The sequence below is a fragment of the Salipiger abyssi genome (genome assembly GCF_001975705.1).
GTDB classification, from domain to species: domain Bacteria; phylum Pseudomonadota; class Alphaproteobacteria; order Rhodobacterales; family Rhodobacteraceae; genus Salipiger; species Salipiger abyssi.
This window is the reverse complement of sequence record NZ_CP015093.1, coordinates 3,257,802-3,281,239: the sequence shown is the minus strand read 5'-3', so window position 1 is coordinate 3,281,239 and position 23,438 is coordinate 3,257,802. Positions and strand designations below refer to the sequence as shown.

Sequence of the window (23,438 nt, the reverse complement as noted above, 5' to 3'; positions counted from 1 at the left end):
TACAATCCCCCGGAAATTTCCATGCCACGTGCTATTTTTTTCGAGAAGGCGTTCGCCGCCATTCCGACTGAGCAGAGCAAGCAATTCGAACGGAATCAAATATGAATATTTTCTCAATCCACTCCTTACCTGACACAACCTTGCATCTGAAAATCATAAGAGCAAGAGGGATATTAGAATTTCGCGGCTTCGTCATATTTCAGCCTCTTTCGGAAAGCCCAAGTCATATTGACAAATGGCGGAACCAAAGACGGATCTACGTGATCTCGCTCATTTGCGGGCTGCCCGGCACGGCCCCGCTTTGGATCAGGGCCTCCATGACGTCCCCCAAGGCCCCGCCAGCATCCAGCTTCGGAATTGCCGATAGACGCTCGACCAATTGCCGAACTCCCCAGGCAGATTGCGCCATGGCGCCCCAGTTCGTGCAATCCAGACTATGCCATCAAGAACGCGGCGGTGATTGATAGGGTTGCGTCCGTTCCGGGCGCCGACAACAGGATGAAACCCTCAAAGAAGGCCCTTCCTCGTCCGAGATACGGTCTCGTGTGACCTGCTCCCCTTGGAGTCCGCATTCTTTAGTTCGCTCTGTTCGGGTTTTGGCCCTCTACTGACCGTTGGCGATACTCCCACGGCGTGAGCCCGTCGAGGCTCGTGTGTGGGCGGTGATGGGTGTAGTCATCGCGCCAAGCCGAGATCAGCGCCGCCAGCGGCATGGAGGCGGCGTTTTGCTATCAATCGCCAGCACCTCCGTTGCCTTGTCGAGATCGATGACTCCTAGCGCCGCCAGAATCCCGGCGGCGGGCAGCGGTATGAACACGCGAAGGAACCGCGCGATTTTGCCACTCACCATGATGTCCTTTCGGTCAGCGCCATAAGCGCGAGGGGCTGCCGCTCGCGGCGGTCGGACAGACCAGCGCCAGGCGGCTTTCGGTGATGGAGAGGTCACACGCCGGCCAGGGCGCGGCTTGCCGTGTCGCGAATCTGCCCGCTAAGGAGCAGGGCGGGAGATCCCGGGCGGCTTCCCTGCCCTGGCGGCCACCAGCTCCGCATGCAGCGACGACTTGCACCGCGCCTGCTCAGCCGCTGTCTTGTCCTCGGCGGTGATGATCCTGGTCAGGTCGATATTGCTCATGGCTGAGGCTCCTCTGCGGGGTTGTCGTAGATCGGCAGCGCCACCGTGCCGTCGGGCACATTCTCAAGCGGCTCCGGGAAACGGGTGGCCTCGGGTGCGGCAGGGCCAGGGGCACGATCAGTTCACCAGCCTCATCTCGCTCCACCTTGCCGGTGATCCAGTCCGAAGAGATCGCATCGGCCGGCAGCGTCGCGCCATCGGGGAGGACCGCAAAGTCAACCGCCTCCCCGTTCAAGGTGAGCTCGTCGCCCGCTTTGATAAGCCCGAGCGGCTCATTGCGACCTTGCGGGTGCAGGACAATTGTCATGAGATTCTCCGTAGAAGCTGCGTCCGGCTGCGAAGAGGTGGATCGTGTCGCCGTTGCCCGCCGATGCGCCAACCGACGCGCGGGTCACCCATTTCGTGGTGCCGTTGGCAAAGGCGCCACCGCCGTGATTGCGCCATCCGCCAACACCAAGATTGTACAAGCGCAGCGATTGCGAGGGGCGATGAACGGAAGGATTAAACCGGAATCGAAGCAGGCGGACTGCAACTTGCATCCCGGTGGCGTTTCGCGGGATACGGCAGCCAACCCGCTCCTCTTTACGGACCACTGAACATCGAGTGCCGCATGCCTCAGACCGACCATCTCGTGACCGATTGTTCGAAATGCGCAGCCCTCTGCTGCCTTGCCCTAGCCTTTGACAAGGGCAAGGATTTCGCCTTCGACAAGAACCCGGGCGAATCCTGCCGTAACCTTTCGGGGCATAGCTGCAAGATCCACGACAGGCTGGCGCAGGAAGGGTTTCCGGGCTGCGTCGCGTATGATTGCCTGGGGGCTGGAAACCGTGTCGTTCAGGAGGTTTTCGGCGGTCAGAGCTGGCAGACGGACCCCCGCCTGACACGATTGATGATGGAAGCCTTTTCTGGCATGCGTGAAGTCCACAAGCGCATCGACCTTCTGCGTGCCGCCGCGACCGCGCCGCTTGAGCCCGGCGACGACCAGACCCGCCGGGAATTCCTTGCCCGCCTCGAGCAGCACCGTTGGAGCGGGCCGGAGCTCAATGATTTCGAGGTGGGCCTGGCGCTGGAAATCGACATCTTTTTCCACGGGATCAGGAACCATCTGCCCGATGATTTCTCTGACGCATTCTGAGCCTTCGGAGATGCTCTGCGCCCTGTAGGCTCCGTATCTATCGGGTCGCTCTGTTCACATTTTGATCCCGAAACAACTTTTGGAGACATACCGGCGGGGGTGAGCCCGCCTGAGCTCTTTTTGAGGCAAGTCTGAGTGTGGTCGTTGCGTCGCCACGCCTCGTTGCGCATGACGCAGGTTGGCGAACAGGCGCTTGCTCAGGCGGCAGAGCTTGTCGACCATTCGCGATGCGCGCTTCCGGTCAGCGCCTCGGCGTCCCAGTTCGAACGGCTTCCGCCGCCGCCCGTGACCCGGAACACCCGCACCCCTTCCGACAGCGTGCGGCTGTCACGCGACAGGCTGCGCGTCGCCTCCGTGGTCTCGTTGACCATCGCCGCGTTCTTCTGGGTCACCGTGTCGAGCTGCGAGATCGCCGTGTTGATCTCGCCCAGCGTCATGGTCTGCTCCTTGAGCCCATGCACCACCTCGCGGATGCGGTCGGAGATCCGCTCGACGCCGCCGAAGATATTGCCCAGCTCGCCGCTGGCCCGGTCGACCAGCTCCGCCCCGGCCTTCACATGGCCGCCGCTCTCGCTGATGAGTGCCTTGATCTCCTGCGCGGATTCCGCCGAGCGCTGCGCCAGAGAACGCACCTCGGAGGCGACAACGGCAAAGCCGCGCCCGGCCTCGCCGGCGCGCGCGGCCTCGACCCCGGCATTGAGCGCCAGAAGGTTGGTCTGGAAGGCGATGTCGTCGATCACCGAAATGATCTGTGAGATCGAATCCGAAGAGGTCTCGATCCGCTTCATGGCGGCGGTCACATCGGCCACCACCTTGCTGCTGCCCTCGGCGGCGATCTTGGTGTCATCCGCCTCCTGCCCCACCTCGGCGGCATATTCCGCGGCGGATTTGGCGTTGGCGTTAAGCTCTTCGACGGCGGCGGCGGTCTCTTCCAGCGTCGCGGCCTGGGTCTCGGTACGGCGCGACAGCTCGTCGGAATTGCCGCCGATCTGATCGGCGATCTCGTCGATCGTGGTAGAGACCGCCTGCACCTTGGTGATGAGCTTGGCGATATTCTCCACCGCGACATTATAGGCATCGCCCAGTTCCGACAGCCGGTCGGCATCGGACATCTCGACCCGGTAAGAGAGATCGCCGTCGCTCATCGCTGCGAGGCCGCGCGCAAGCTCCTTGATCGCCTCGCGCTGGCGGGTGATCTCGGTGGCGATCTTGGTGATCCGCACCACATTGCCCGCCTCGTCGAAGACCGGCGCATAGGTGGCGCTGATCCAGATCACCTCGTCCTCCTTGGTGATACGGGGAAACTCGTCGGCAAAGAACTTGCCGGCGCGCAGATCCTCCCAGAATTGGGCATAGGCGGCGGTTTCGCGGAATTTACGCTGCACGAACATACTGTGCGGCTTGCCCAGCACCTCATCGGCGGTATAGCCGAGCGCGTTCAGAAAATTCTCGTTCGCCTGAAGGATCGTGCCGTCCGGCGCAAAGTGAATCACCGCCTGCGTGCGCTCGACAATCTGCAAGATTGCCTCGTCACCCGAAACATCAGCCGCTTTCGGCGCCTTAGACCTGCCGAAAAACCTCATGCGCATTTCCTCCAAAGGATGCTTTGGAGCCCGTCATAACGCAGGAGGTGTTTCCGAAAGCTGAAGACCGGGCAAATTCACCCCAGATCCTGCAAGGCCTGCATCGCAAGGGCATAGCTGTGCCTGCGCGCCTCGGGATCGTGGATCGCGCTGGAGAGAATCAGCTCGTCGGGCCGGTAGCGCGCGAGGAGCTGCGACAGGCCCTCGGCCACCTGCGCCCGGGTGCCGGTGGCCGAGAGGCTCAGCGCGTGGTCGGCCATCGCCAGGTAACGCGGATCGAGCACCGCGCCGATATCGTCCACCGGGCGCGGCAGCTTGCCGGGATTGCCGCTGCGCAGATTGGCGAACGCCTGCTGCTGCGAGGTGCGCAGCCGCTTGGCCTCGGCCTCGGTATCGGCGGCCCAGACATTGGCGGCCAGCATGAAGCACGGCGCCTGTGTCACCCCGGGCTGGAAGCGCTCACGATAGATCTGCGCCGCCTGTTCCAGCGCGTCCGGCGCGAAATGCGAGGCAAAGGCATAGGGCAGCCCGAGATGCGCGGCGAGCTGCGCGCCGAAGAGCGAAGAGCCGAGGATCCAAACCGGCACATGCGTGCCCTCGCCCGGCACCGCGCGCACCGGCTGTTTCTCGGCGCTGTCGCCGAGAAAACCGATCAGCTCGACCACATCCTCGGGAAAGCGGTCGCCCGAGGCATGGTTGCGACGCAGCGCCATGGCGGTCATCTGGTCCGAGCCCGGCGCGCGCCCGAGACCGAGGTCGATGCGGTCGGGAAACAGCGTTGCCAGCGTGCCGAACTGCTCGGCGATGACCAGCGGCGAATGGTTGGGCAGCATGATGCCGCCGGCGCCGACGCGGATGGTGGAGGTGGCGGCGGCGACCTGCCCGATCACCACCGAGGTCGCCGCCGAGGCGATGCCCGCCATATTGTGATGCTCGGCCAGCCAGTAGCGCCGATACCCCAGCGCCTCCGCGTGGCGGGCGAGATCGAGCGTGTTGTGCAGCGCATCGGCGGTGGTGCCGCCTTCGGGCACCGGCGAGAGATCGAGAACGGAGGCGGGGATCATGAGAGGTCTTTCCGGTTGGTCGTCTCCCCCGATATAGACACGCAGCGCCCGAGAAAAAGGGAAAGCCCCGATCCGATGGGACCGGGGCCTTCAAAGACTTGAGTTTCCGGAGCTTATTGCGCCGCAGCCACGGCGCGCCGGGTCATCACACCGACCAGATGCGCGCGGTAATCGGGCGCCGCATGCAGATCGCCCATCATGCCCTCGGCGGGCAGCGACAGACCCTCCAGCGCCGAGGCCGAAAAGTCGCCCGAAAGCGCGGCTTCGGCCTCGCTCCAGCGGAAAACGCCCTCTTCCGAGGCACCGGTCACCGCGACGCGCACGCCATCGGGGTATTTCGCCACGAACACCCCCACCAGCGCAAAGCGCGAGGCGGGCTGCTCGAATTTCACATAGGCCGCCTTCTCGGGGATCGGAAAGCGTACCTCGGTGACGATCTCGCCATCCTCCAGCGCGGTGGTGAACATGCCCTCGAAATAATCGTCCGCCGCGATCTCGCGGGTGTTGGTGACGATGGTCGCGCCCGAGGCCAGCGCCGCCGCCGGGTAGCAGGCCGCCGGGTCGTTATTGGCCAGCGAGCCGCCGATGGTGCCTCGGTTGCGCACCGCCGGGTCGCCGATATTGACCGCCAGCGCCGCCAGTGCCGGATAGGCGCCCGCCTCCGACGCGACACTGGCATGGGTGGCGCCGCCGCCGATGCTCAGCACGCCATCCGCCGCCGAGATCCCCTTGATCTCGTCGATCTTCGACAGGCTCACCAGAACCGCCGGCGCCGCCAGCCGCGCCTTCAGCGAGGGGATCAGCGTCTGCCCGCCGCCCAGCGCCTGCGCCTCTTCCTTGCCCAGGGCTGCGACCGCATCCGCAACGCTCACCGGGCTTTCGATCTCGAAGCTGTACATCTTCCATCCTCCTGGCGAAGGGTCCGGGGCCTCGCGCGCCCCTACCCTTTCATCTTTCTCCAAATACTCACGGTCCCGGCGGCGGCGTCAAGCGCTGCCGCCGGAGAAAGGCTCAGCCCTGCATCGCTTTCCACACCCGGTGCGGCGAGAGCGGCATGTCGATGTGATCGACCTTCATCCCGCCCGCGTTCAGCGCATCCAGCACCGCGTTCACCACCGCCGGCGGCGAGCCGATGGCCCCGGCCTCGCCGCAGCCCTTCACCCCCAGCGGGTTGTGGGTGCAGGGGGTGGCGCAGGAATGATCCACCTGAAAGAACGGCACGTCCTCGGCGCGCGGCATGGCGTAATCCATGTAGGACGCGCTCAGAAGCTGGCCATTCTCGTCATAGACGCAGTTCTCCAGCATCGCCTGACCGATCCCCTGCGCGATGCCGCCATGCACCTGCCCCTCGACGATCATCGGGTTCACCACATTGCCGAAATCGTCGGCGGCGGCAAAGCTCAGGATCTCGACCCGGCCGGTCTCGGGGTCCACCTCCACCTCGCAGGCATAGGCGCCGCTCGGATAGGTGAAGTTCGACGGATCGTAGAACGCCGTCTCCTCCAGACCCGGCTCGATCTCCTCCAGCGGGTAGTTATGCGGCACATAGGCCGCGAGCGTCACGTCGCCCCAGGCCACCGACTTGTCGGTGCCCGCCACGGTGAACTGGCCGTCCTTCAGCTCGATATCCGCCTCGGACGCTTCCAGAAGATGCGAGGCGATCTTCTTCGCCTTGTTGATGATCTTCTCGGTCGCCCGCACCATGGCCGAGCCGCAGACCGCCAGAGACCGCGAGCCATAGGTGCCCATGCCGAAGGGGATCTTGCTCGAGTCACCATGCACGATGTCGATCATGCTCTCGTCGATGCCCAGCATCTCGGCCACCACCTGTGGAAACGCCGTCTCGTGCCCCTGGCCGTGGGAATGCGCCCCCACCATGACCGAGATCGAGCCGGTGGCGTTCACCCGCACGGTGGCGGCATCGTAAAGCCCCGCCCGCGCGCCGAGCTGGCCCACAAGGTTCGACGGCGCGATACCGCAAGCCTCGATATAGCAGTTCACCCCGAGCCCGCGCAGCTTGCCGCGCTTGCGGCTCTCTTCGCGGCGCGCCTCGAAACCCTGCCGGTCGATCATCTCTTCGAGCTTGTCCATGGTCGCGACGTAATCGCCGGTGTCGTATTCCACCGCCACCGGCGTCGCATAGGGGAAGCTGTCGATGAAGTTCTGCCGGCGCAGCGCGATGGGATCGACCCCCAGCTCGCGCGCCGCCTTGTCCACCAGCCGTTCGAGCTGGAAGGTCGCCTCGGGCCGTCCGGCGCCGCGATAGGCATCGACCGGCACGGTATTGGTGAACACCGCCTTCACGTTCACCTGGATCGCCGGGGTCTTGTAATTGCCCGCCATCAGCGTGCCGTGCAGCCAGGTCGGGATCGAGCTCGAGAAGGTCGAGAGATAGGCGCCCATATTGGCCAGCGTATCGGTGCGCAGCCCGGTGAAGTTGTTCTCGGCGTCCAGCGCCAGCTCGATCTTCGTCACATGATCGCGGCCATGCGCGTCGGACATAAAGGCCTCCGACCGCGTCGAGGTCCATTTCACCGGCCGGTTGAGCTGCCGCGAGGCGAAGGTGACAAAGGCCTCCTCCGCATAGTGGAAGATCTTGGTGCCGAAACCGCCGCCCACATCGGGCGCCACCACGCGCAGCTTGTGTTCCGGGATGCCGAGCACGAACGCCCCCATCAGCAGCCGGATCACATGCGGGTTCTGGCTGGTGGTGTAAAGCGTGCTCTCGTCATTGGCGCGGTTGTACTCGCCCAGCGCCACGCGCGGCTCCATCGGGTTCGCCACCAGACGGTTGTTCACCAGCTCCAGCGTGGTGATATGCGCGGCCTCGGCAAAGGCCTTGTCCACATCCGTCTGATCCGAGCCGAACTGCCAGTCGTAGCAAAGGTTGTCCGACAGATCGTCATGCACCTTGGTGGCGCCCTCTTCCAGCGCGGCCTTCATGTTCACGACCGCCGGCAGCTCCTCGATATCGTAGACGATAGCCTCGGCGGCGTCGCGCGCCTCCTCCAGCGTCTCGGCGATAACGGCAGCGAACGGATCGCCCACATGGCGCACCTTGCCCTGCGCCAGCACCGGGTGGCCCGGCTCCTTCATCGGCTCGCCATGCTTGTCGGTCACCTGCCAGCCGCAGGGCAGCCCGCCGATGCCTTCGAAATCCTTGCCGGTGAAGATGCGCAGCACGCCGGGCATCGCCTCCGCGTCGCTGGTGTCGATGCTCTTGATCGTCCCATGCGCCACATCCGAGCGCAGGAACGCGCAATAGGTCTGGCCATAGACGCTGATATCGTCGGTATACTGCCCGGCGCCGGTCAGAAACCGCACGTCCTCGCGGCGTTTCTGCGCCGCGCCGATCCCATGATCCTTCGGCATGAAAACTCCTCCCAAAAACCTGGCGGTCCTACCCGCCCGAGACGACTGCGGATCCGGGCGCGTTCCTCCCCGCGCCCCGTCCTTTCATCTTTCTGCAAATACTCCCGTCGCGGCGCCCGCCAGAGGGCGCGGCGCCACGGCAGAGGCGCCTTACTCGGCGGCGATTCCGCTCACGTCCTGACCGCTCGCCGCCATGATCGCCTTGACGATATTGTGGTAGCCGGTGCAGCGGCAGATATTGCCCTCGAGATAATCGCGGATCTCATGTTCGGAGGGCCTGGGGTTCTCTTCCAGCAGCTTTGCCGCCGTCATCACCATGCCCGGCGTGCAGAAGCCGCATTGCAGACCGTGATGGTCCTGAAACGCCTGCTGGATCACCGAGAGTGAGCCGTCCGGGTTGGCCATGCCCTCGATGGTCACCACCTCGGCCCCCTCGGCCTCGGCGGCGAACATGGTGCAGGCCTTGACGCTCTTGCCGTCCACATGAATGACGCAGGCACCGCACTGACTGGTGTCGCAGCCCACATGGGTGCCCGTCAGATGCAGCGCGTCGCGCAGAAACTCGGTCATCAGCGTGTTGCCGCTGACCTCTTTCGAGACGGCTTTGCCATTCACCGTCATCGTCACCTTGGTCATCAAGTCCTCCCTGGGTGTCCCATTCTATTGTGTCCTGTTGTGTCGTCGTTCAGCGGGCCGCTTGCCTGCCCGCCCGTCCCGAAACGCCGCAGCGCGGCGTCAGCTCGAGACCATGCGCTTGAACCAGCCCTTCTTCTTTCCGTCGCTTGCGGCATCGCCCTCGGCCTCGGGCGCCGCTTCGGGATCGCTCGGCCCCTCGACCGCCTCCTGGAAATTGGTGAAGAACTGATCGGCCATCTTCTTGGCAAAGCCGTCGATGATGCGGCTGCCGAGCTGTGCCAGCTTGCCGCCGACCTTGGCCTCGACCTCGTAATGCAGCTCGGTCACGCCGTCGCCCTTGTCGGTCAGGGTCACATCGGCGCCGCCCTTGGCAAAGCCGGCAGCCCCGCCCTTGCCCTCGCCCGAGAGCGTCAGGCTCTCCGGCTCGTTCATGTTCGACAGCGTCACCTGGCCCTTGAAGGTGGCTTTCACCGGGCCGACCTTTTGCGTCACCGAGGCCTCGAACCCCTCTTCGGGGCTGCCGGACATCTCGGTGCAGCCGGGCACGCATTGCTTGAGCACTTCGGGATCCAGTATCGCCGCCCAGACCAGATCCCGGGGGGCCTTGATCTCGCGGGTGTCGCTCATGTGCATGTGGGTGGTCCTCTCTCTCCTGAGTCCCAGACTACACGCTGCAAGCGTCGGGCATATTAGACCAATGGCCTATCCCGGCCGGGACCGTCTGGCGGCAGCATGGCCAAAGCGCCCGCGACTGCCAAGGAATTTCTGAGCCCCTATCCCGCGCCCGGTCCTATCCGCCGGAATAGATCTCGACGGTGGGCAGATCGGTCAGCGGCACGCCGATGAGCCGCATGGCGGCGAGCGAGAGGCGGCTGCCCCCGCTGGCCGGCCCCTCGATGGGAATCAGCTCGACCCGGGCGGATTTGCCGCCTGGCGCCACGACGCGCCCCTGCGTCGGCGCGCTCACCAGCGGCGTCTCGACCCAGAAGCCGGGCCGCGCCGGATCGCCCAGCGAGGCGACGCTGCGTCCCAGCAGCCGCTCACCCGCCGCCTGCGGCGCGGAGGCCTCGGCGCGCTCCTCGGCAGTGGTGGTGTCGTAGGCCTCCGCCGTGCGCGCGCCGGCCGGCGGCGCGGCAGGGCGCGCCTGCGGGCGGGTCGCCTCGGCCCCGCCGGCTGCGGGCTCTGACGACGGCGCATTGAGACGCGGCAGCTCGGAACAGGCGGCCAGCACGAGGAGCGGGAGGAGAAACAGCGGCTTCATGCCACGCAACCTAGGACCAAAGTGTCCGCGAGACAATCGCGACCGCGCTTGCCGCGCGGCGGTTTCGTGCTTAGGTTCACGATATGGAAAAGCTCATCGACCCCTTCGCGCGCCCGATCTCTTACCTGCGGGTCTCGGTCACCGACCGCTGCGATTTCCGCTGCGTCTACTGCATGTCCGAGCATATGACCTTCCTTCCCAAAAAGGAGCTGCTGACGCTCGAAGAGCTCGACCGGCTGTGTTCGACATTCGTGCATATGGGCGTCGAAAAGCTCCGCATCACCGGCGGCGAACCGCTGGTGCGGCGCGATATCCTGACATTCTTCCAGTCGATGTCGCGGCATCTGGACTCCGGCGCCCTGCGCGAGCTCACGCTGACCACCAACGGCTCGCAGCTGGAAAAATTCGCCAAGCCGCTCTACGAGGCCGGCGTGCGCCGGGTGAACGTCTCCGCCGACACGCTGGATGCGGAGAAATTCGCCGAAATCACCCGCTGGGGCCGCCTGCCCCAGGTGCTGCGCGGTATCGAGGCGGCGCTGGAGGCCGGGCTGCGGGTCAAGCTGAACGCGGTGGCGCTCAAGGGCTTCAACGAAGACGAGCTTTTCCCCATCACCGAATGGTGCGCCGAGCGCGGCATGGACCTGACCTGGATCGAGGTCATGCCGATGGGCGATATCGGCAACGAGGACCGGCTGGATCAGTACTGGAAGCTGAGCGACTTGCGCGCCCGGCTCTCCGAGCAATACACGCTGACCGATCTCGCCGAGAGCACCGGCGGCCCGGCGCGCTATGTGCGGCTGGAGGAAACCGGTCAGAAGGTCGGATTCATTACCCCGCTCACACATAATTTCTGCGAAAGCTGCAACCGCGTGCGGCTGACCTGCACCGGCGAGCTCTTCATGTGTCTCGGTCAGGAAGACCGCGCCGATCTTCGCAGCGCGCTGCGCAACCATCCGGACAGCGACGCGGCGTTGGAGGCGGCGATCCGTGCCGCCATCGAGCGCAAGCCCGAGGGGCACGATTTCGACTATTCCCGCCAGTCGGTCGAAGGCCGCGTCTCGCGCCACATGAGCCATACCGGCGGCTGATCTCCGGCCCCGGGCCGGGTGCGAAATGGGGCTGGTTTGCCATTTTGCACTTGGAAACAGTCGCCACCCGAACAGGCGATTGTTGCAGAGATGCACTGCTCCGGCCCTATAAAAACAAAGCCTTACCTCAAGAACCCGCATGGGTTGCAAAAACTTTGCACCGCCTTTCTCTCAGGCTGTGCAGAAATCCCGGTTTTGCCTTATACTGTCCCCATAGAGGACAGAAAAACATCGGATCGTCCAAACATCCGAGACCAAGAGCAGGCAGGCTTTGAAGACAGTGTCCCATTCCAACGTGATCGTGCGGCCGCTGACCGCGCAAGACGAAGAAAACTGGCGCGAGCTGTGGAAGGCGTATCTCGTCTTCTATGAAAGCTCCGTGCCGGAAGAGGTCTATCGCACCACATTCGCCCGGCTGCTCAGCCCCGAAGAACACGAATTCCACGCGCTCGTGGCCGAGATCGACGGCGTGCCGGTGGGCATCGTGCACTACCTCTTTCACCGTCACTGCTGGCGCGTGGAAAACGTCTGCTACCTTCAGGATCTCTATGCCGCGCCCGAGGCGCGCGGCAAGGGCGTCGGGCGCGCGCTGATCGAGGCGGTCTATGCCGAGGCGGACCGCGCCGGCGCGCCCTCAGTCTACTGGCTGACGCAGGAGTTCAACCATACCGCGCGGCAGCTTTACGACCGCATCGGCACGCTGACCCCGTTCATCAAGTATCAGCGCCCCTGATGCGGCGGCTTCTTCTTCCGCTGTGTCTCGCGGTGAGTGCCTGCATGCCGGTGCCCTCACCCGACACCGCCACCCGCGCCGCCGCTTCGGTAACCAGTGTCAGCGGCCTGCCGGCGATGAAGAGCTTTGCGACCCCGCGCCCGATGGCGCCGGTGGTCTCGAACGCGGATCTGGCACGCGATTTCCTGGATCTGGCCTTTTCGCTGGAATCCGGTCGCGCCCTGCCCGCCTTCACCCGCTTTGAGGGGCCGATCACGCTGCGCGTCACCGGCAGCCCGCCGGCGGCGCTGGCGCCCGATCTCAATCGTCTGCTTCACCGGCTGCGGAGCGAGGCGCAGATCGACATCCGCCAGGTCTCGGGACCGCAGGCGAATATCACCCTCGTCGCCATCCCGCGCGCCGAGATCCGCCGCCACCTGCCGCAGGCCGCCTGTTTCGTGGTGCCCAATGTCTCGTCGCTCCGGGAGTACCTCTCCGCCCGGCGTTCCAGCGCCGTGAGCTGGACGCGGGTGGCGCGGCGCGAAACGCTGGCGATCTTCCTGCCCGCCGACGCCGCCCCGCAGGAGGTGCGCGACTGCCTCCACGAGGAAATCGCACAGGCGCTCGGGCCGCTCAACGATCTCTACCGGCTGGCCGACAGCGTCTTCAACGACGACAACGTGCACACGGTGCTGACCGGCTTCGACATGACCGTGCTGCGCGCCTATTACGACCCGTCGCTGCGCTCGGGCATGTCGCGGCATGATGTCGCCGCGCGGCTGCCCGCCATCCTCGCCCGCGTCAATCCGCAGGGCGAGACGCTGCCCGCCCGCGACCTGCCCGCCACGCCAAGGGTCTGGATCGACGCGATCCAGACCGCGCTCGGCCCCGGCGCCAGCCCCGCCGAGCGCCGCGCCGCCGCCACCCGCGCGCTGAACACCGCGATGTCTCTGGGCTGGACCGATCATCGCAGGGGTTTTTCCCACTATGCCATGGGACGCATCCTGCAAGGGGTGAGCGCCGAGGACGCGCAGGATCAGTTCATGCGGGCACAGCACTATTTCGCCGCCTCGCCGAACACACAGCTGCACCAGGCCTATGTCGCCTCGCAGCTCGCCGCCTATGCGATCAACGACAACCGCCCCGAGGACGCGCTGGCGCTGCTCGGCCGGCACCTCGACACCGCCGCACGGCACGAGAACGCGGCGCTGCTCGCCACGCTGATGCTGCTGCGCGCCGAGGCGCTGGAGCTGTCGGGCCGGGTGTCGGAAGGTCGGCAGGTGCGACTGGACTCCCTGGGCTGGGCGCGATACGGGTTCGGCTCGGACTGGGCCGTCCGCGCCAAGCTGCGCGAGATCGGCTCGCTCAATCCGCTCAAGGGGGGCTGAGGGCTAGCCATGATCGTGATCGCGGGGGTGCTGATCGGCGCCATTCTGGGCGGGCTGACCGCGCGTCGCCGCAAGGGCAATGCCGCCGATATTGCGCAGTTCGTGGTGGTCTATGCCATCGCCTTCGGGCTGGCGGGCCTCGTCCTGACCATCGCGATCGAGAAACTCGCGACCTGATCGGGGCGCTGCCCCGTCACGGCAAAGCCGTGACTCCCCGGGATATTTTCAGCCAATGGAAACGCACAGGGCGCGGCGGTTGCAGCGCGCGCGCGTTTGCGTAGGATGGCGGCAGCCGCCCGAAAGGACCGCACATGTTCGTGCCCTTCTTCGAGAATCTCCGAAAAGCCCAGGTGCCGGTCAGCCTGCGCGAATACCTGACCTTTCTGGAGGCGGTGCGCGCCGGGCTCGCCACCTATGATGTCGAGGCGTTCTATTACCTCGCGCGCAGCGCCATGGTGAAGGACGAGCGTCATCTCGACCGCTTCGACCGCGCCTTCGGCGCGACCTTTCAGGGGCTGGAGCAGATCACTTTCGAGGAGATGCTGGAGGCGGTGGACCTGCCGGCCGACTGGCTGAAGAAGATGGCGGAGAAGCATCTCTCCGAAGAGGAGAAGCGCGAGATCGAGGCGCTTGGCGGCTTCGACAAGCTGATGGAGACGCTGAAGGAACGGCTGAAGGAGCAGCAAGGCCGGCATCAGGGCGGCAATAAATGGATCGGCACCGCCGGCACCTCGCCCTTTGGCGCCTATGGCTACAACCCCGAGGGGGTGCGCATCGGCCAGCACGAAAGCCGCCACCGCCGCGCGGTCAAGGTCTGGGACAAGCGCGAGTTCCGCAATCTCGACGACAGCGTCGAGCTCGGCACGCGCAATATCAAGGTGGCGCTGAAGCGGCTGCGCAAATGGGCCCGCGACGGCGCCCATGACGAGCTGGATCTCGACGGCACGATCCGTGCCACCGCCGAGCACGGCTATCTCGACGTGAAGACCCGACCGGAGCGGCGCAACGCGGTGAAGCTGCTGCTGTTTCTCGATGTGGGCGGGTCGATGGACGACCATATCCGCGTGGTCGAAGAGCTGTTCTCGGCGGCGCGCGCCGAGTTCAAGCATCTCGAACATTACTATTTCCACAACTGCCTTTACGAAGGCGTCTGGCGCGACAACCGCCGCCGCTGGGACAGGCAGATATCGACCTGGGATGTGCTGCACACCTATGGGTCGGATTACAAATGCATCTTTGTCGGCGACGCCTCCATGTCGCCCTACGAGGTCGCCTATCCCGGCGGCGCCAACGAGCACTGGAACGCCGAGAGCGGCCAGACCTGGCTGGAGCGCGCCCGGGCGCAATGGCCCGATCACCTCTGGATCAACCCGGTGCCCGAGCCGCATTGGGGCTATACGCACAGTATCGCAATGATCCGCGAGATCTTTGAGGAGCGCATGGTGCCGATGACGCTGGAGGGGATCGACCGGGGCATGCGGGAGCTGTCGCGATGATCCTCGCGGCGGATGCGGGCGGCTCCACCTGCCGTCTCGCGCTGGAGCGCGACGGCGAACGCATCGAGACGCGGCTGGGCGCGGCCAATGTCACCAGCGATTTCGACGGCGCGCTGCGGACGCTTATTTCGGGTCTTTCCGAAATAGCGAAACAGGCCGGGCTGAGCCTCGACGCGCTGCGCCCCTGCCCGGCCTATCTGGCGCTGGCGGGCGTGACCGGGCCGGAGATCGCCGCCCGCGTCGCGGCGGCGCTGCCGCTCGATCAGGCGGTGATCGAGGAGGACCGTCGCGCGGCGGTGGCGGGCGCGCTCGGCGAGCAGACGGGCTGCGTCGCCGGGATCGGCACCGGCAGCTTTCTCGCACGGCAGGAGAGCGATGCCTTTGCCACGCTGGGCGGCTACGGGCTGGTGCTGGGCGACGAGGCCTCGGGCGCCTGGCTCGGGCGCGAGCTGCTGGTCCAGGTGCTCCGGGCGCGGGACGGGCTCGAGGTGCGCAGCCCGCTCACCGACGCGGTGCTGGAGGAGATGGGCGGCGCGCCCGGCATCGTGACGTTCGCAGCGCGTGCCACGCCGCGGGATTTCGGCACGCTTGCGCCGAGGGTCACCGGCGCCCGGGGCGATGCGGTGGCGGATTTTCTCATGCGGCGCGGCGCGGGCTATATCGCCACCGGGCTCAACGCGCTCGGCTGGGGGCCGGAAGAGCCGCTCTGCCTGATCGGCGGCGTGGCCGCGAGCTATGCCGACTGGCTGCCCCGGGAGATGGCGCAGGCGCTGCACCCCGCCAGGGGCAGCGCGCTCGACGGAGCGCTGGCGCTGGCCCGCAGGATGGTGCCCGCGGCGCCTCAGGGCAGCGCGTAGCCGAGCCGGGTGAAATCCTCTTCGTAGAACCCGGTCAGTTTCCCGACCAGCTCCGGCTCCAGCATCTCGCGCCAGCCCTCGTGCCGCGTCCTGCGCCGGTGCTGGAGCCCGTCAAGCGAAACGCCGGTCTTTTCCGCCAGCCGCGCGACCTCGGCCTCGTACGCCTCGAACCGATAGACCGTATCGGCGAGATCGAGACAGTTGAACGGGTGGGTCTGCGGGATGGTGTGGTGGCGGATGCGCTCCTTGCGGGTGGCGCGCTCTTCGCCATAGCCGACGCTCTCGTCCATGACGATATCGGCAAAGCGTCCCATACTGCCCTTGTAGCCGCGGATCTGGGTGAAATCCGCATAGGCCGAGACGAAACGGTCGAGCGGATGGCGCACGAAGGCAAAGCGAAAGAGCTGCGGCCAGTCTTCGGGGATCTCGCCAAAGGCCGGGCCGTCATAGCGCCCCTGCCAGAGCCCGCGCCGGATCGAGGAGCCGCCGGTCTTGGGAATGTGGATCAGAATGCAATCGGGATCGCGGAGAAGGAAATTCGACATGGCATGCACCTGAGGACCGGACAGGCCCGAGCTATAGAGGCCAAACCCGCGTTTTGCCAGAGTTTTACCGCCCCGGCGCTGCGGCAGAGGGGCCTCAGAACTCGACTTCGAGCTCTTCGATCTCTTCGGGTTCGGCCAGCGCCGCCTCGGTCCATTCCTGCATCGGCGCCCAGTTCAGTACCGTGTCGATATACCCCTCCAAGCGATCGTCGAGTGTGACGGCATAGGTGCGGAACCGGGTGCAGACCGGCGCGTACATCGCATCCGCCACGGTCGGTTTTCCAAACAGGAACGGCCCGCCATGGGCATCGAGACACTCGCCCCAAATCTCCTTGACGCGCTCCACATCCGGGCGCGCGCCGGAGAAGATCTTGAAGCTCTCATGCCGCGCCTTGAGATTCATCGGCAGCGCCGAGCGCAGGTTGTAGAACCCCGAATGCATCTCGCCCGCGACCGCGCGGCAATGGGCACGCTGCGCCACGTCCTCGGGGAAGAGCCCGGCATCGGGAAAGATCTCGTAGAGATATTCGGCGATGGCCAGCGTGTCCCAGACCTCGACCTTGCCATGGGTCAGGCGCGGCACCCGCACGGTGGGCGAGAGCAGCAGCAGTTCCTGGCGCACATCGGCATCGGTCGGGTCGACCGGCTGCTCTTTGAAATCAAGCCCGGACATCTTGCAAAGAAGCCAGCCGCGCAGCGACCAGGAGGAGTAGTTTTTCGATGAAATCGTGAGCGTGGCCTGTGTCATGACGTCTTCACTTCGCCCCTCATGCTGCACTGCGGTAATTTTTTGTCGCACAGCCATCTGGTTTTGGCTAGATATTTCATGGAACAATAAGGTCTGATCATCGTGCTTTATGCAGCTTATCAAGGGCTTGATGATATTATCGCCCCTTTTCGCACCGCCGCGCTCTCGGCTCTGGCGTTTTCGCCCCGCGATATCGGACCGTTCGGAGAGATGCTTCGCCGCAACGCGGCACTGATGGAAATGATCTCGCGTTTCCAGCTCAGCCATGAGCGTCCGCCCTTCGGCATCCATTCGGTGCCGGTGGAAAACCGAGAGGTGCCGGTGACCGAGGAGGTGGCGCTCGACCTGCCCTTCGGCACGCTGCTGCATTTCAGGAAGGACATCGACACCTACCAGCCAAAGGTGCTGGTGACCGCGCCGCTTTCGGGGCATTTCTCGACGCTGCTGGCGGGCACGGTGCGCACGCTGCTGCGCGATCACGATGTCTATATCACCGACTGGAAAAACGCCCGCGACGTGCCGCGCGACGCCGGCGATTTCGGGGTGGAGGATTACGTCAGCTACGTGATCCGCTTTCTCGAAGAGCTGGGTCCGGGCTGCCACGTTCTGGGCGTCTGCCAACCCTGCGTGCAGACGCTGGCCGCCGTCGCGGTGATGTCGGAGGACAAGAACCCCGCCACGCCGCGCTCGATGACGCTGATGGCCGGGCCAGTGGATGTGCGCGAAAGCCCGACCTCGGTGAACGATCTGGCCAATGAAAAGCCGCTCTCGTGGTTCAAGCGCAATGTCATCTCGACGGTGCCGATGCGCTACCCGGGCGGCGGGCGCAAGGTCTACCCGGGCTTCGTCCAGCTCACCGCCTTCATGACCATGAACATGGAGCGCCACCAGGCGCAGCACCGCAAGCTCTACGAGCTTCTGGCGGCGGGCGAGGACAAGGACGCCCAGAGGATCAAGGATTTCTACGACGAGTATTTCGCGGTGCTCGACCTGACGGCGGAGTTCTATATCGAGACCATCGACCGGGTGTTCCAGAAGGCCGAGCTCGCCACCGGCGATTTCACCTATCGCGGCCGCAAGGTCGACCCGTCGAAGATCCGCAACACCGCCCTGCTCACCGTCGAGGGCGGGCGCGACGATATCTGCGGGCTAGGCCAGACCACGGCGGCGCATGATCTCTGCTCGACCCTGCGCCCGCATCTCAAGCGCCACCATCTTCAGGCCAATGTCGGGCATTACGGCGTCTTCAACGGCCGCCGCTGGGACAACGAGATCTATCCGGTGGTGCGCAACATGATCCTGGCGATGGAATAGATCCACCGCGTTAAGACGGGGGCCCGCGACGAGGTTAGTGCGCTTCCCGGTAGCGTTTGTTGCCGTTCGAAGCCGCTCAGCCTATTCGGCGCTGTCGTCGACCGTCCTGTTCCGAGTGAACTTCCTCATGTTGGGGAAAGGCGGCAGCCAGGGCTCGCGGCGGCAGCACCAGAGTTCATATGTCGGCTCGAACTGGCCAGGGGCATCGCACGCCCCCAGATGCACCTCCACCTCGTTTTCGCTTCTCGAGAATACCGACGACCCGCAGTCTGGACAGAAAAACCTGCCATCGTACTCTTTTGGGTTCCCAGAATATCGGAACGATCTCTCCGGAAAAACCGCGGCGGCGTAGAAGACAGCGCCATGGTGCTTCCGGCAGTCCATGCAATGGCATATTCCCACGCGCTCGGGCAGGCCGCTCGCCACGAAGCGGACCGCACCGCACAGGCAGCCGCCGGTACGTGTCTCCATATGAGATCTCCTTGTGGCCGCGTGATCTCTGTCATGAAGATTTGCTGGTCAGTAAAGCGATCACGCCAACTGCCCGCAACGGTTTCCAAACTCAAGTTTGGCGCACCCCCAAGGCCGTGCAATCAGAGAGACCGAGATCGGCTTTCTGCTGGCCCCTTTGCCTCCATACGAGCTGCACGCATGCGATGCCGGCGGCTCGGCTGAGCAAGCGGGCTCAGAAGCGCTCACTTGATCGCCGCGAGTGACTCATTTCGAGCATCAAGGGAAACACTGGCTGGGGTGGCAGGATTCGAACCTGCGGTACGCGGTACCAAAAACCGTTGCCTTACCACTTGGCTACACCCCAACCGTGGCGGCGGTCTTACGCTACCAATTCACGGGGATCAAGACCTCCAATCGCAAAAAAACGCACCTTTCTTGCGAAGCTGTCAGCGCGGGTTCGCGACGCTCTCGGGCTCGTGAAAGGCATGCTGCCCGCGGCCGAGCCGCTTGGCGGTGTAAAGCGCGATATCCGCTTGTTCCAAAAGCGCTTCGGCGGTCTGCGGCGACTCGCTGTCAGGCTGACTGAGGGCGAGTCCGATGCTGGCGGAGATCCGGCACAGCGACCCGTCAAGCGAGATCGGTCGCTCGATGCGACGGATCAGCCGCTCGGCAAGCTCCGACAGGCGCGCGACATCGGTCAGCCCCGCCAGCAGGATGACGAATTCATCGCCGCCGACCCGCGCCACCGTGTCCTCCTTGCGGGTCAGATCGAGCATCACCCGTGCCACGGCCTGCAACACCTGATCGCCCGCCGCGTGGCCGCGCGTGTCGTTGACCTGCTTGAAGAAATCGAGGTCGATATGCAGAACCGCGAACGGCTCGCCGACCCGGATCAGCCGTTGCAGCACATGGTCCATGGCGCGGCGGTTGCGCAGCCCGGTCAGAGTATCGGTATAGGCACGCTGCTCGGCGGCAAGCATGGCGCCCTGAAGCCGGCGGTTCAGCGTCCGCGACGCTTCCATCGCCGCGGATTTCGCCTCCACCAGATAAAGCATGTCGATGGCCAGGTCGGTGGCCGCGAAATCGGTGCTGGTCAGCGAATGACACCGAACCGCCTCGACGACGCCGATGCCGAAGGACAGGTTGATGATCGCGCCGTCCTCCCCGTCCGGCATTGCCAGCCCCTTGAGCGTCATGCGCGGCCCGCAGCAGAGCCGCAATTGCAGTTTGCGGCCGGCCATCGCCAGCAGCCCCGGCAACGTGGTCACCCGTTTCGGGCGGTAGATGTGGATCACCTCGGCGAAGGGCATGCCGCGCCCGCAGCGTCCTTTCAGCAGCTTGTGCAACGTCGGCCCCATGCGCCGCACGCGCCCGTCCGCCCCGATCTGGAGATACATCGGGCAGAGCGTATCCATGGTTTCCGGCGGCAGGCTCATGGCGCGGTACTCCGCCGCGCCGGCAGCACCGCGCCGAGATCGAACTCCCGCCCCTCGGCGAAATCGGTCTCGACCACGGTGATATCGATGATCTCGGCCCCGTCGAGCGCGCCGCGGTGATCGAGTATAACCAGCGCGCCGTAATCGTCCGCCATCGCCCGCAGAACCCCCACCAGCACATGTCCGAATCCCGGCGCGTCGCGCAGGCTGCCATTGCAGGAGAGCAGGAACTGGCCCGGGGACGAATCCGTCAACTCCAGCTCGGGCAGGTCGAGATCGGCAACGGCCAGCCGGGCGCGCCCCGGCAGATCCTCGAGCGAATGCAGGAAGTCGATGAAATCGACCCCGCCATAGCGCATAAGGCGGCGCAGCCCCTCGTTGTTGGCATGGGTGATGAGATAGGTGCCGATATCCTCCAGAATCGCCTCGCGCGGCTTGTCGAGCCGCGTCACGGCGGCGTCGAGCACCTGCTCCACCACCCGGGTTTCATAGTCGAGCATCGCCTCGAAATCGGCGAAGTCGATCTCTGCCCTGCGCGCGATTTCCTGCCACGCGCCCTGCCCGTAGGTATCTTGCAGGAAACACTGGAGTGTCCTGGCGATCAGCCCGTGCATCTGCTTGTCCCGCTTGCCTGTCGTTTTGGGCAGAATTGCAGAGCCGGTTTAAGAAGTCGGTAATAGACAAAATTGTTGGAAAAACGCGGTGGCTCAGGCGGCGCCGAGCCAGGCGGGCAGATGGCCGATATCCGGCAGCACGACATCGGCGAGCGGCGCCAGTTCCGACGCCCCGATAGGCCCGGTCAGCACCGCCACGGTGTGCATGCCCGCCGCGCGACCGGCAGAGAGGTCGTGCGGGCTGTCGCCGACCATTACCACGCGCGCGGGCAGCAGCCCCATGGCATCGGCAAAGGCCAGAAGCGGCGCGGGGTCGGGCTTGGCCCCATGGCCGCTGTCGAACCCCGCGATAAAGCGGAACGCCGTCTCGATCCCGGCGCTGCGCAGATGCGCGCGGGCGGCGATCTCGGCATCGTTGGTCATCACCCCAAGCGCCAGCCCCAGCGCCTCGAGCTGAGCCATCAGCGGCATCAGCGGCACCGCCTCGACCATCGGCGCCTCGCTGCCGGTCTCCGTCAGGTAGCGCTCGACCTCCTCGGCCACGAGATGCGGCAGCGCTCCGGCCAAACACTCCGCCGCCTCGCGGTTGGTGCCGGCCACCACCGGGCTGTCGGGCAGGAATTCTCCGCGCGCGAGATCAAAGCGCGATGCGGCGGCCAGTGCGCCCAGCGCCACGTCGCAATCGCCGGAAAGATGGCGCAGCGCTCCGTGGCCCCAAGCGTTCCAGGTGGCGCCGAATTCGAACAGGGTGCCGTCCTTGTCGAACAGCACCGCATCGGCGCGCAGGCTCATGTCCAGTGCACCTCGCCGCCGCCGGGCAGCATGGCGCGGGCGGCGCGCGGGCGTTCGTAGTCGAGACGCTCCGCCTCGCAGAACGCCGACACCCAGGCATCGTCCATCAGGATGAAATCCAGCACCGCGCCCTGAAAGGAGGGATCCTCGAGCCCGGCGCGGAACTCCTCTGCCGAGGCCCCGGTCGCGCCCAGAAACACCGGCAAAAGCTCTTCATTCGCCGCCAGCCAGGCGACGGCCTGCAACCCGATCATTTCGGCGGATTCCCGCGACAGCATGATTTCGCCTCAAATCCGAAAGAGTTTGTTAACCGTTTTTAAGGAAGACTGCCTTCGACAGGAAGCGCAAGCCATGCGTTTGCCTACCCCATGGCCGGAACCGGTGCAATGACAGGACGGATATTGATCGCCGATGGTGTGCCGACCAACCGCATCATCATGCGGGTCAAGCTGACCGCCGCCTATTACGAGGTGCTGCAAGCCGCTTCGGGCGCCGAGGCGCTGCTGGCGGTCCGGCGGGAAAAACCGGATCTCGTCCTCGCCGCTACGGACCTACCGGACATGACCGGGCGGGATTTCTGCACCCGGCTGCGGGCGATGCCGGATGCCGCCGACACGCCGGTGATCCTCGTGCATCCGCAACCGGACCGGGGCCAGCGCATGCGCGCGCTGGCCGCCGGGGCCGACGATGTGCTTGCCCGCCCGATCGACGAGCTGGTGCTTCAGGCACGGCTGCGCAGCCTGCTGCGGGCGCGCCACGCCCAAGATGAGCTGCGTCTGCGCGACGACACCCGCCGTGCTCTGGGGCTGGCCGAACCGCCGGCCGGGCTCGAGGTGCCCGCGCGCATCGCCATCGTTCCGGTCCAAATGGATATCCCCCTGCGCGACGGCATCGCCGCGATGCGGTCCTGCCTGCCCGACCGGTTCGAAGAGATGACCCCGGAACAGGCGCTGCATCTCGACGCGCCGGTGCCCGAGGTCTTTGTGATCGTCGATACCGGCAGCATGTCCGGCGCGGGGCTGTCGCTGCTGACCCAGTTGCGCACCTCCCCTGACCTGCGGCAGACTGCCATCGTCTACGTCACACGGGCCGATTGCCGGCAGGAGGCCGCCAGCGCGCTCGATCTCGGCGCCAATGACCTGCTGGTCAACGGGTTCGATCCCGAAGAGCTGATCCTGCGCCTGCCGAAACAGATCTCGCGCAAGCGCACGGCTGACCGGCTGCGCGCCAATATGCAGCACGGGCTGCGCGCGGCGGTGACCGATCCGCTGACCGGGCTCTACAACCGCCGCTATGCCCTGCCCCATCTTGCGCGTCTGTCGGATCGCGCCGCCGGACAGAACCGGCCCTACGCGCTGCTGCTTGCCGATCTCGACCGCTTCAAGCAGATCAATGACAGCCATGGCCATGCCACCGGTGACGCGGTGCTGACCGAGGTGGCGCGCCGGATCTCCGAAAACCTGCGGGTGGCGGATCTTGTGGCGCGGATCGGCGGCGAGGAGTTTCTCGTGGCGATGCCGGATACCGGGCGGGAGGCGGCACTGCGCACCGCCGAGCGGCTGCGCCGGGTGATCGAATGCAGTACCGTCACCCTGCCGGGCGATGGCGCGCGCATCGGCACGACCGTCAGCATCGGCGTGGCGCTGGCGAGGCGCGGTGTGACCGAACGGCCCGAAGCCCTGCTCGACCGCGCCGACAGGGCGCTCTACAAAGCCAAGGATGCCGGTCGAAACCGTATCGCACTGGCCGAAGATACCGGTTGGGACGATGCCGGACGCGCCGCCTCCGCCGCGCCCTGAGCGACGCCGCGCG

At 65.5% G+C, this 23,438-nt stretch carries 25 protein-coding genes, 1 tRNA gene and 2 pseudogenes; 9 read left to right on the top strand and 19 right to left on the bottom strand.

Annotated features, from left to right (window positions below; genetic code table 11):
• Window positions 1-259 precede the first annotated feature (259 nt).
• The 4 genes and pseudogenes from Ga0080574_RS26970 to Ga0080574_RS26045 all read right to left on the bottom strand — a co-directional run.
• Window positions 260-535: pseudogene (locus tag Ga0080574_RS26970) on the bottom strand (transposase); the annotation flags it as partial.
• Window positions 536-575: 40 nt separating this feature from the next.
• Window positions 576-698, bottom strand: a pseudogene (locus Ga0080574_RS25675) (integrase core domain-containing protein); the annotation flags it as partial.
• Entirely contained in the window at window positions 695-847 is a 153-nt protein-coding gene (locus Ga0080574_RS26295) for a hypothetical protein (protein ID WP_198039860.1), read from the bottom strand. The gene Ga0080574_RS26295 and the pseudogene Ga0080574_RS25675, both read right to left, overlap by 4 nt.
• Window positions 848-988: 141 nt before the next feature.
• A complete protein-coding gene (locus tag Ga0080574_RS26045) occupies window positions 989-1,132 on the bottom strand; it encodes a hypothetical protein (protein WP_156876413.1) in 144 nt (47 codons plus the stop codon).
• 610 nt (window positions 1,133-1,742) lie between these two features.
• Here Ga0080574_RS26045 and Ga0080574_RS19545 point away from each other — a divergent pair.
• A complete protein-coding gene (locus tag Ga0080574_RS19545; protein ID WP_076703475.1) occupies window positions 1,743-2,267 on the top strand; it encodes a hypothetical protein in 525 nt (174 codons plus the stop codon).
• A gap of 197 nt (window positions 2,268-2,464) precedes the next feature.
• Here Ga0080574_RS19545 and Ga0080574_RS19540 read toward each other — a convergent pair whose 3' ends face one another.
• The 7 genes from Ga0080574_RS19540 to Ga0080574_RS19510 all read right to left on the bottom strand — a co-directional run bounded on the left by Ga0080574_RS19540 (window position 2,465) and on the right by Ga0080574_RS19510 (window position 10,183).
• Window positions 2,465-3,787, bottom strand: coding sequence for a methyl-accepting chemotaxis protein (locus Ga0080574_RS19540; protein ID WP_237219291.1), 1,323 nt, complete (start codon window positions 3,785-3,787; stop codon window positions 2,465-2,467).
• A gap of 140 nt (window positions 3,788-3,927) precedes the next feature.
• A complete protein-coding gene (locus Ga0080574_RS19535) occupies window positions 3,928-4,914 on the bottom strand; it encodes an LLM class flavin-dependent oxidoreductase (RefSeq protein WP_076703472.1) in 987 nt (328 codons plus the stop codon).
• 113 nt (window positions 4,915-5,027) lie between these two features.
• Window positions 5,028-5,813 (bottom strand): FAD binding domain-containing protein, encoded by a 786-nt coding sequence (locus Ga0080574_RS19530; protein WP_076703470.1) that lies wholly within the window; start codon window positions 5,811-5,813, stop codon window positions 5,028-5,030.
• Between the two features lie 112 nt (window positions 5,814-5,925).
• Window positions 5,926-8,286 (bottom strand): xanthine dehydrogenase family protein molybdopterin-binding subunit, encoded by a 2,361-nt coding sequence (locus Ga0080574_RS19525; protein WP_076703469.1) that lies wholly within the window; start codon window positions 8,284-8,286, stop codon window positions 5,926-5,928.
• A gap of 150 nt (window positions 8,287-8,436) precedes the next feature.
• The gene (locus Ga0080574_RS19520) at window positions 8,437-8,922 is read right to left on the bottom strand and encodes a (2Fe-2S)-binding protein (protein ID WP_076703468.1); all 486 of its coding nucleotides are present in this window, start codon (window positions 8,920-8,922) and stop codon (window positions 8,437-8,439) included.
• A gap of 99 nt (window positions 8,923-9,021) precedes the next feature.
• Window positions 9,022-9,555: an SRPBCC family protein gene (locus Ga0080574_RS19515; RefSeq protein WP_076703467.1), complete on the bottom strand. Its 534-nt coding sequence runs from the start codon at window positions 9,553-9,555 to the stop codon at window positions 9,022-9,024.
• A 157-nt stretch (window positions 9,556-9,712) separates the two neighbouring features.
• On the bottom strand, window positions 9,713-10,183 hold the full coding sequence (locus Ga0080574_RS19510; RefSeq protein ID WP_076703465.1) for a hypothetical protein: 471 nt from the start codon (window positions 10,181-10,183) through the stop codon (window positions 9,713-9,715).
• 83 nt (window positions 10,184-10,266) lie between these two features.
• On the opposite strand from Ga0080574_RS19510, the gene moaA reads away from it, so the two are divergent.
• The 6 genes from moaA to Ga0080574_RS19480 all read left to right on the top strand — a co-directional run bounded on the left by moaA (window position 10,267) and on the right by Ga0080574_RS19480 (window position 15,724).
• Entirely contained in the window at window positions 10,267-11,271 is a 1,005-nt protein-coding gene (gene moaA, locus Ga0080574_RS19505) for a GTP 3',8-cyclase MoaA (protein WP_076703463.1), read from the top strand.
• A 280-nt stretch (window positions 11,272-11,551) separates the two neighbouring features.
• Window positions 11,552-12,004: a GNAT family N-acetyltransferase gene (locus tag Ga0080574_RS19500; RefSeq protein WP_076706068.1), complete on the top strand. Its 453-nt coding sequence runs from the start codon at window positions 11,552-11,554 to the stop codon at window positions 12,002-12,004.
• Entirely contained in the window at window positions 12,004-13,371 is a 1,368-nt protein-coding gene (locus Ga0080574_RS19495) for a DUF2927 domain-containing protein (protein WP_076703461.1), read from the top strand. The genes Ga0080574_RS19500 and Ga0080574_RS19495 overlap by 1 nt, the downstream gene beginning before the upstream one ends.
• A 9-nt stretch (window positions 13,372-13,380) precedes the next feature.
• The gene (locus Ga0080574_RS19490) at window positions 13,381-13,548 is read left to right on the top strand and encodes a Z-ring associated ZapG family protein (protein WP_076703460.1); all 168 of its coding nucleotides are present in this window, start codon (window positions 13,381-13,383) and stop codon (window positions 13,546-13,548) included.
• Between the two features lie 134 nt (window positions 13,549-13,682).
• A complete protein-coding gene (locus tag Ga0080574_RS19485) occupies window positions 13,683-14,867 on the top strand; it encodes a vWA domain-containing protein (RefSeq protein WP_076703457.1) in 1,185 nt (394 codons plus the stop codon).
• Entirely contained in the window at window positions 14,864-15,724 is an 861-nt protein-coding gene (locus tag Ga0080574_RS19480) for a glucosamine kinase nucleotide-binding domain-containing protein (RefSeq protein WP_076703455.1), read from the top strand. Before Ga0080574_RS19485 ends, Ga0080574_RS19480 begins: the two co-directional genes overlap by 4 nt.
• Here the strand turns inward: Ga0080574_RS19480 and Ga0080574_RS19475 are convergent.
• Together Ga0080574_RS19475 and Ga0080574_RS19470 are read right to left on the bottom strand one after the other, a co-directional pair.
• Entirely contained in the window at window positions 15,709-16,269 is a 561-nt protein-coding gene (locus Ga0080574_RS19475; RefSeq protein WP_076703453.1) for a sulfotransferase family 2 domain-containing protein, read from the bottom strand. The two genes, Ga0080574_RS19480 and Ga0080574_RS19475, sit on opposite strands and share 16 nt — an antisense overlap.
• Window positions 16,270-16,363: 94 nt before the next feature.
• A complete protein-coding gene (locus Ga0080574_RS19470) occupies window positions 16,364-17,017 on the bottom strand; it encodes a glutathione S-transferase family protein (protein ID WP_076703452.1) in 654 nt (217 codons plus the stop codon).
• A 102-nt stretch (window positions 17,018-17,119) separates the two neighbouring features.
• Here Ga0080574_RS19470 and Ga0080574_RS19465 point away from each other — a divergent pair, with 102 nt between their 5' ends.
• Window positions 17,120-18,331 (top strand): polyhydroxyalkanoate depolymerase, encoded by a 1,212-nt coding sequence (locus Ga0080574_RS19465; RefSeq protein WP_076703451.1) that lies wholly within the window; start codon window positions 17,120-17,122, stop codon window positions 18,329-18,331.
• Window positions 18,332-18,412: 81 nt separating this feature from the next.
• Here the strand turns inward: Ga0080574_RS19465 and Ga0080574_RS19460 are convergent, their stop codons facing one another.
• From Ga0080574_RS19460 to Ga0080574_RS19435, 6 genes are all read right to left on the bottom strand, one after another.
• Window positions 18,413-18,802, bottom strand: coding sequence for a GFA family protein (locus tag Ga0080574_RS19460; RefSeq protein ID WP_076703450.1), 390 nt, complete (start codon window positions 18,800-18,802; stop codon window positions 18,413-18,415).
• A 271-nt stretch (window positions 18,803-19,073) separates the two neighbouring features.
• Window positions 19,074-19,148, bottom strand: a tRNA-Gln gene (locus tag Ga0080574_RS19455).
• An 82-nt stretch (window positions 19,149-19,230) separates the two neighbouring features.
• Window positions 19,231-20,220, bottom strand: coding sequence for a GGDEF domain-containing protein (locus tag Ga0080574_RS19450; protein ID WP_076703448.1), 990 nt, complete (start codon window positions 20,218-20,220; stop codon window positions 19,231-19,233).
• Entirely contained in the window at window positions 20,217-20,834 is a 618-nt protein-coding gene (locus Ga0080574_RS19445) for a heme NO-binding domain-containing protein (RefSeq protein ID WP_076703446.1), read from the bottom strand. Before Ga0080574_RS19445 ends, Ga0080574_RS19450 begins: the two co-directional genes overlap by 4 nt.
• A gap of 93 nt (window positions 20,835-20,927) precedes the next feature.
• Complete coding sequence (locus Ga0080574_RS19440) at window positions 20,928-21,626, bottom strand: HAD family hydrolase (RefSeq protein ID WP_076703445.1); 699 nt, start codon at window positions 21,624-21,626, stop codon at window positions 20,928-20,930.
• A complete protein-coding gene (locus Ga0080574_RS19435) occupies window positions 21,623-21,907 on the bottom strand; it encodes a DUF3572 domain-containing protein (RefSeq protein WP_083716902.1) in 285 nt (94 codons plus the stop codon). The genes Ga0080574_RS19440 and Ga0080574_RS19435 overlap by 4 nt, the downstream gene beginning before the upstream one ends.
• Window positions 21,908-22,012: 105 nt before the next feature.
• Here Ga0080574_RS19435 and Ga0080574_RS19430 point away from each other — a divergent pair, with 105 nt between their 5' ends.
• Entirely contained in the window at window positions 22,013-23,425 is a 1,413-nt protein-coding gene (locus tag Ga0080574_RS19430; RefSeq protein WP_076706067.1) for a diguanylate cyclase, read from the top strand.
• The last annotated feature ends 13 nt before the right edge of the window (window positions 23,426-23,438 follow it).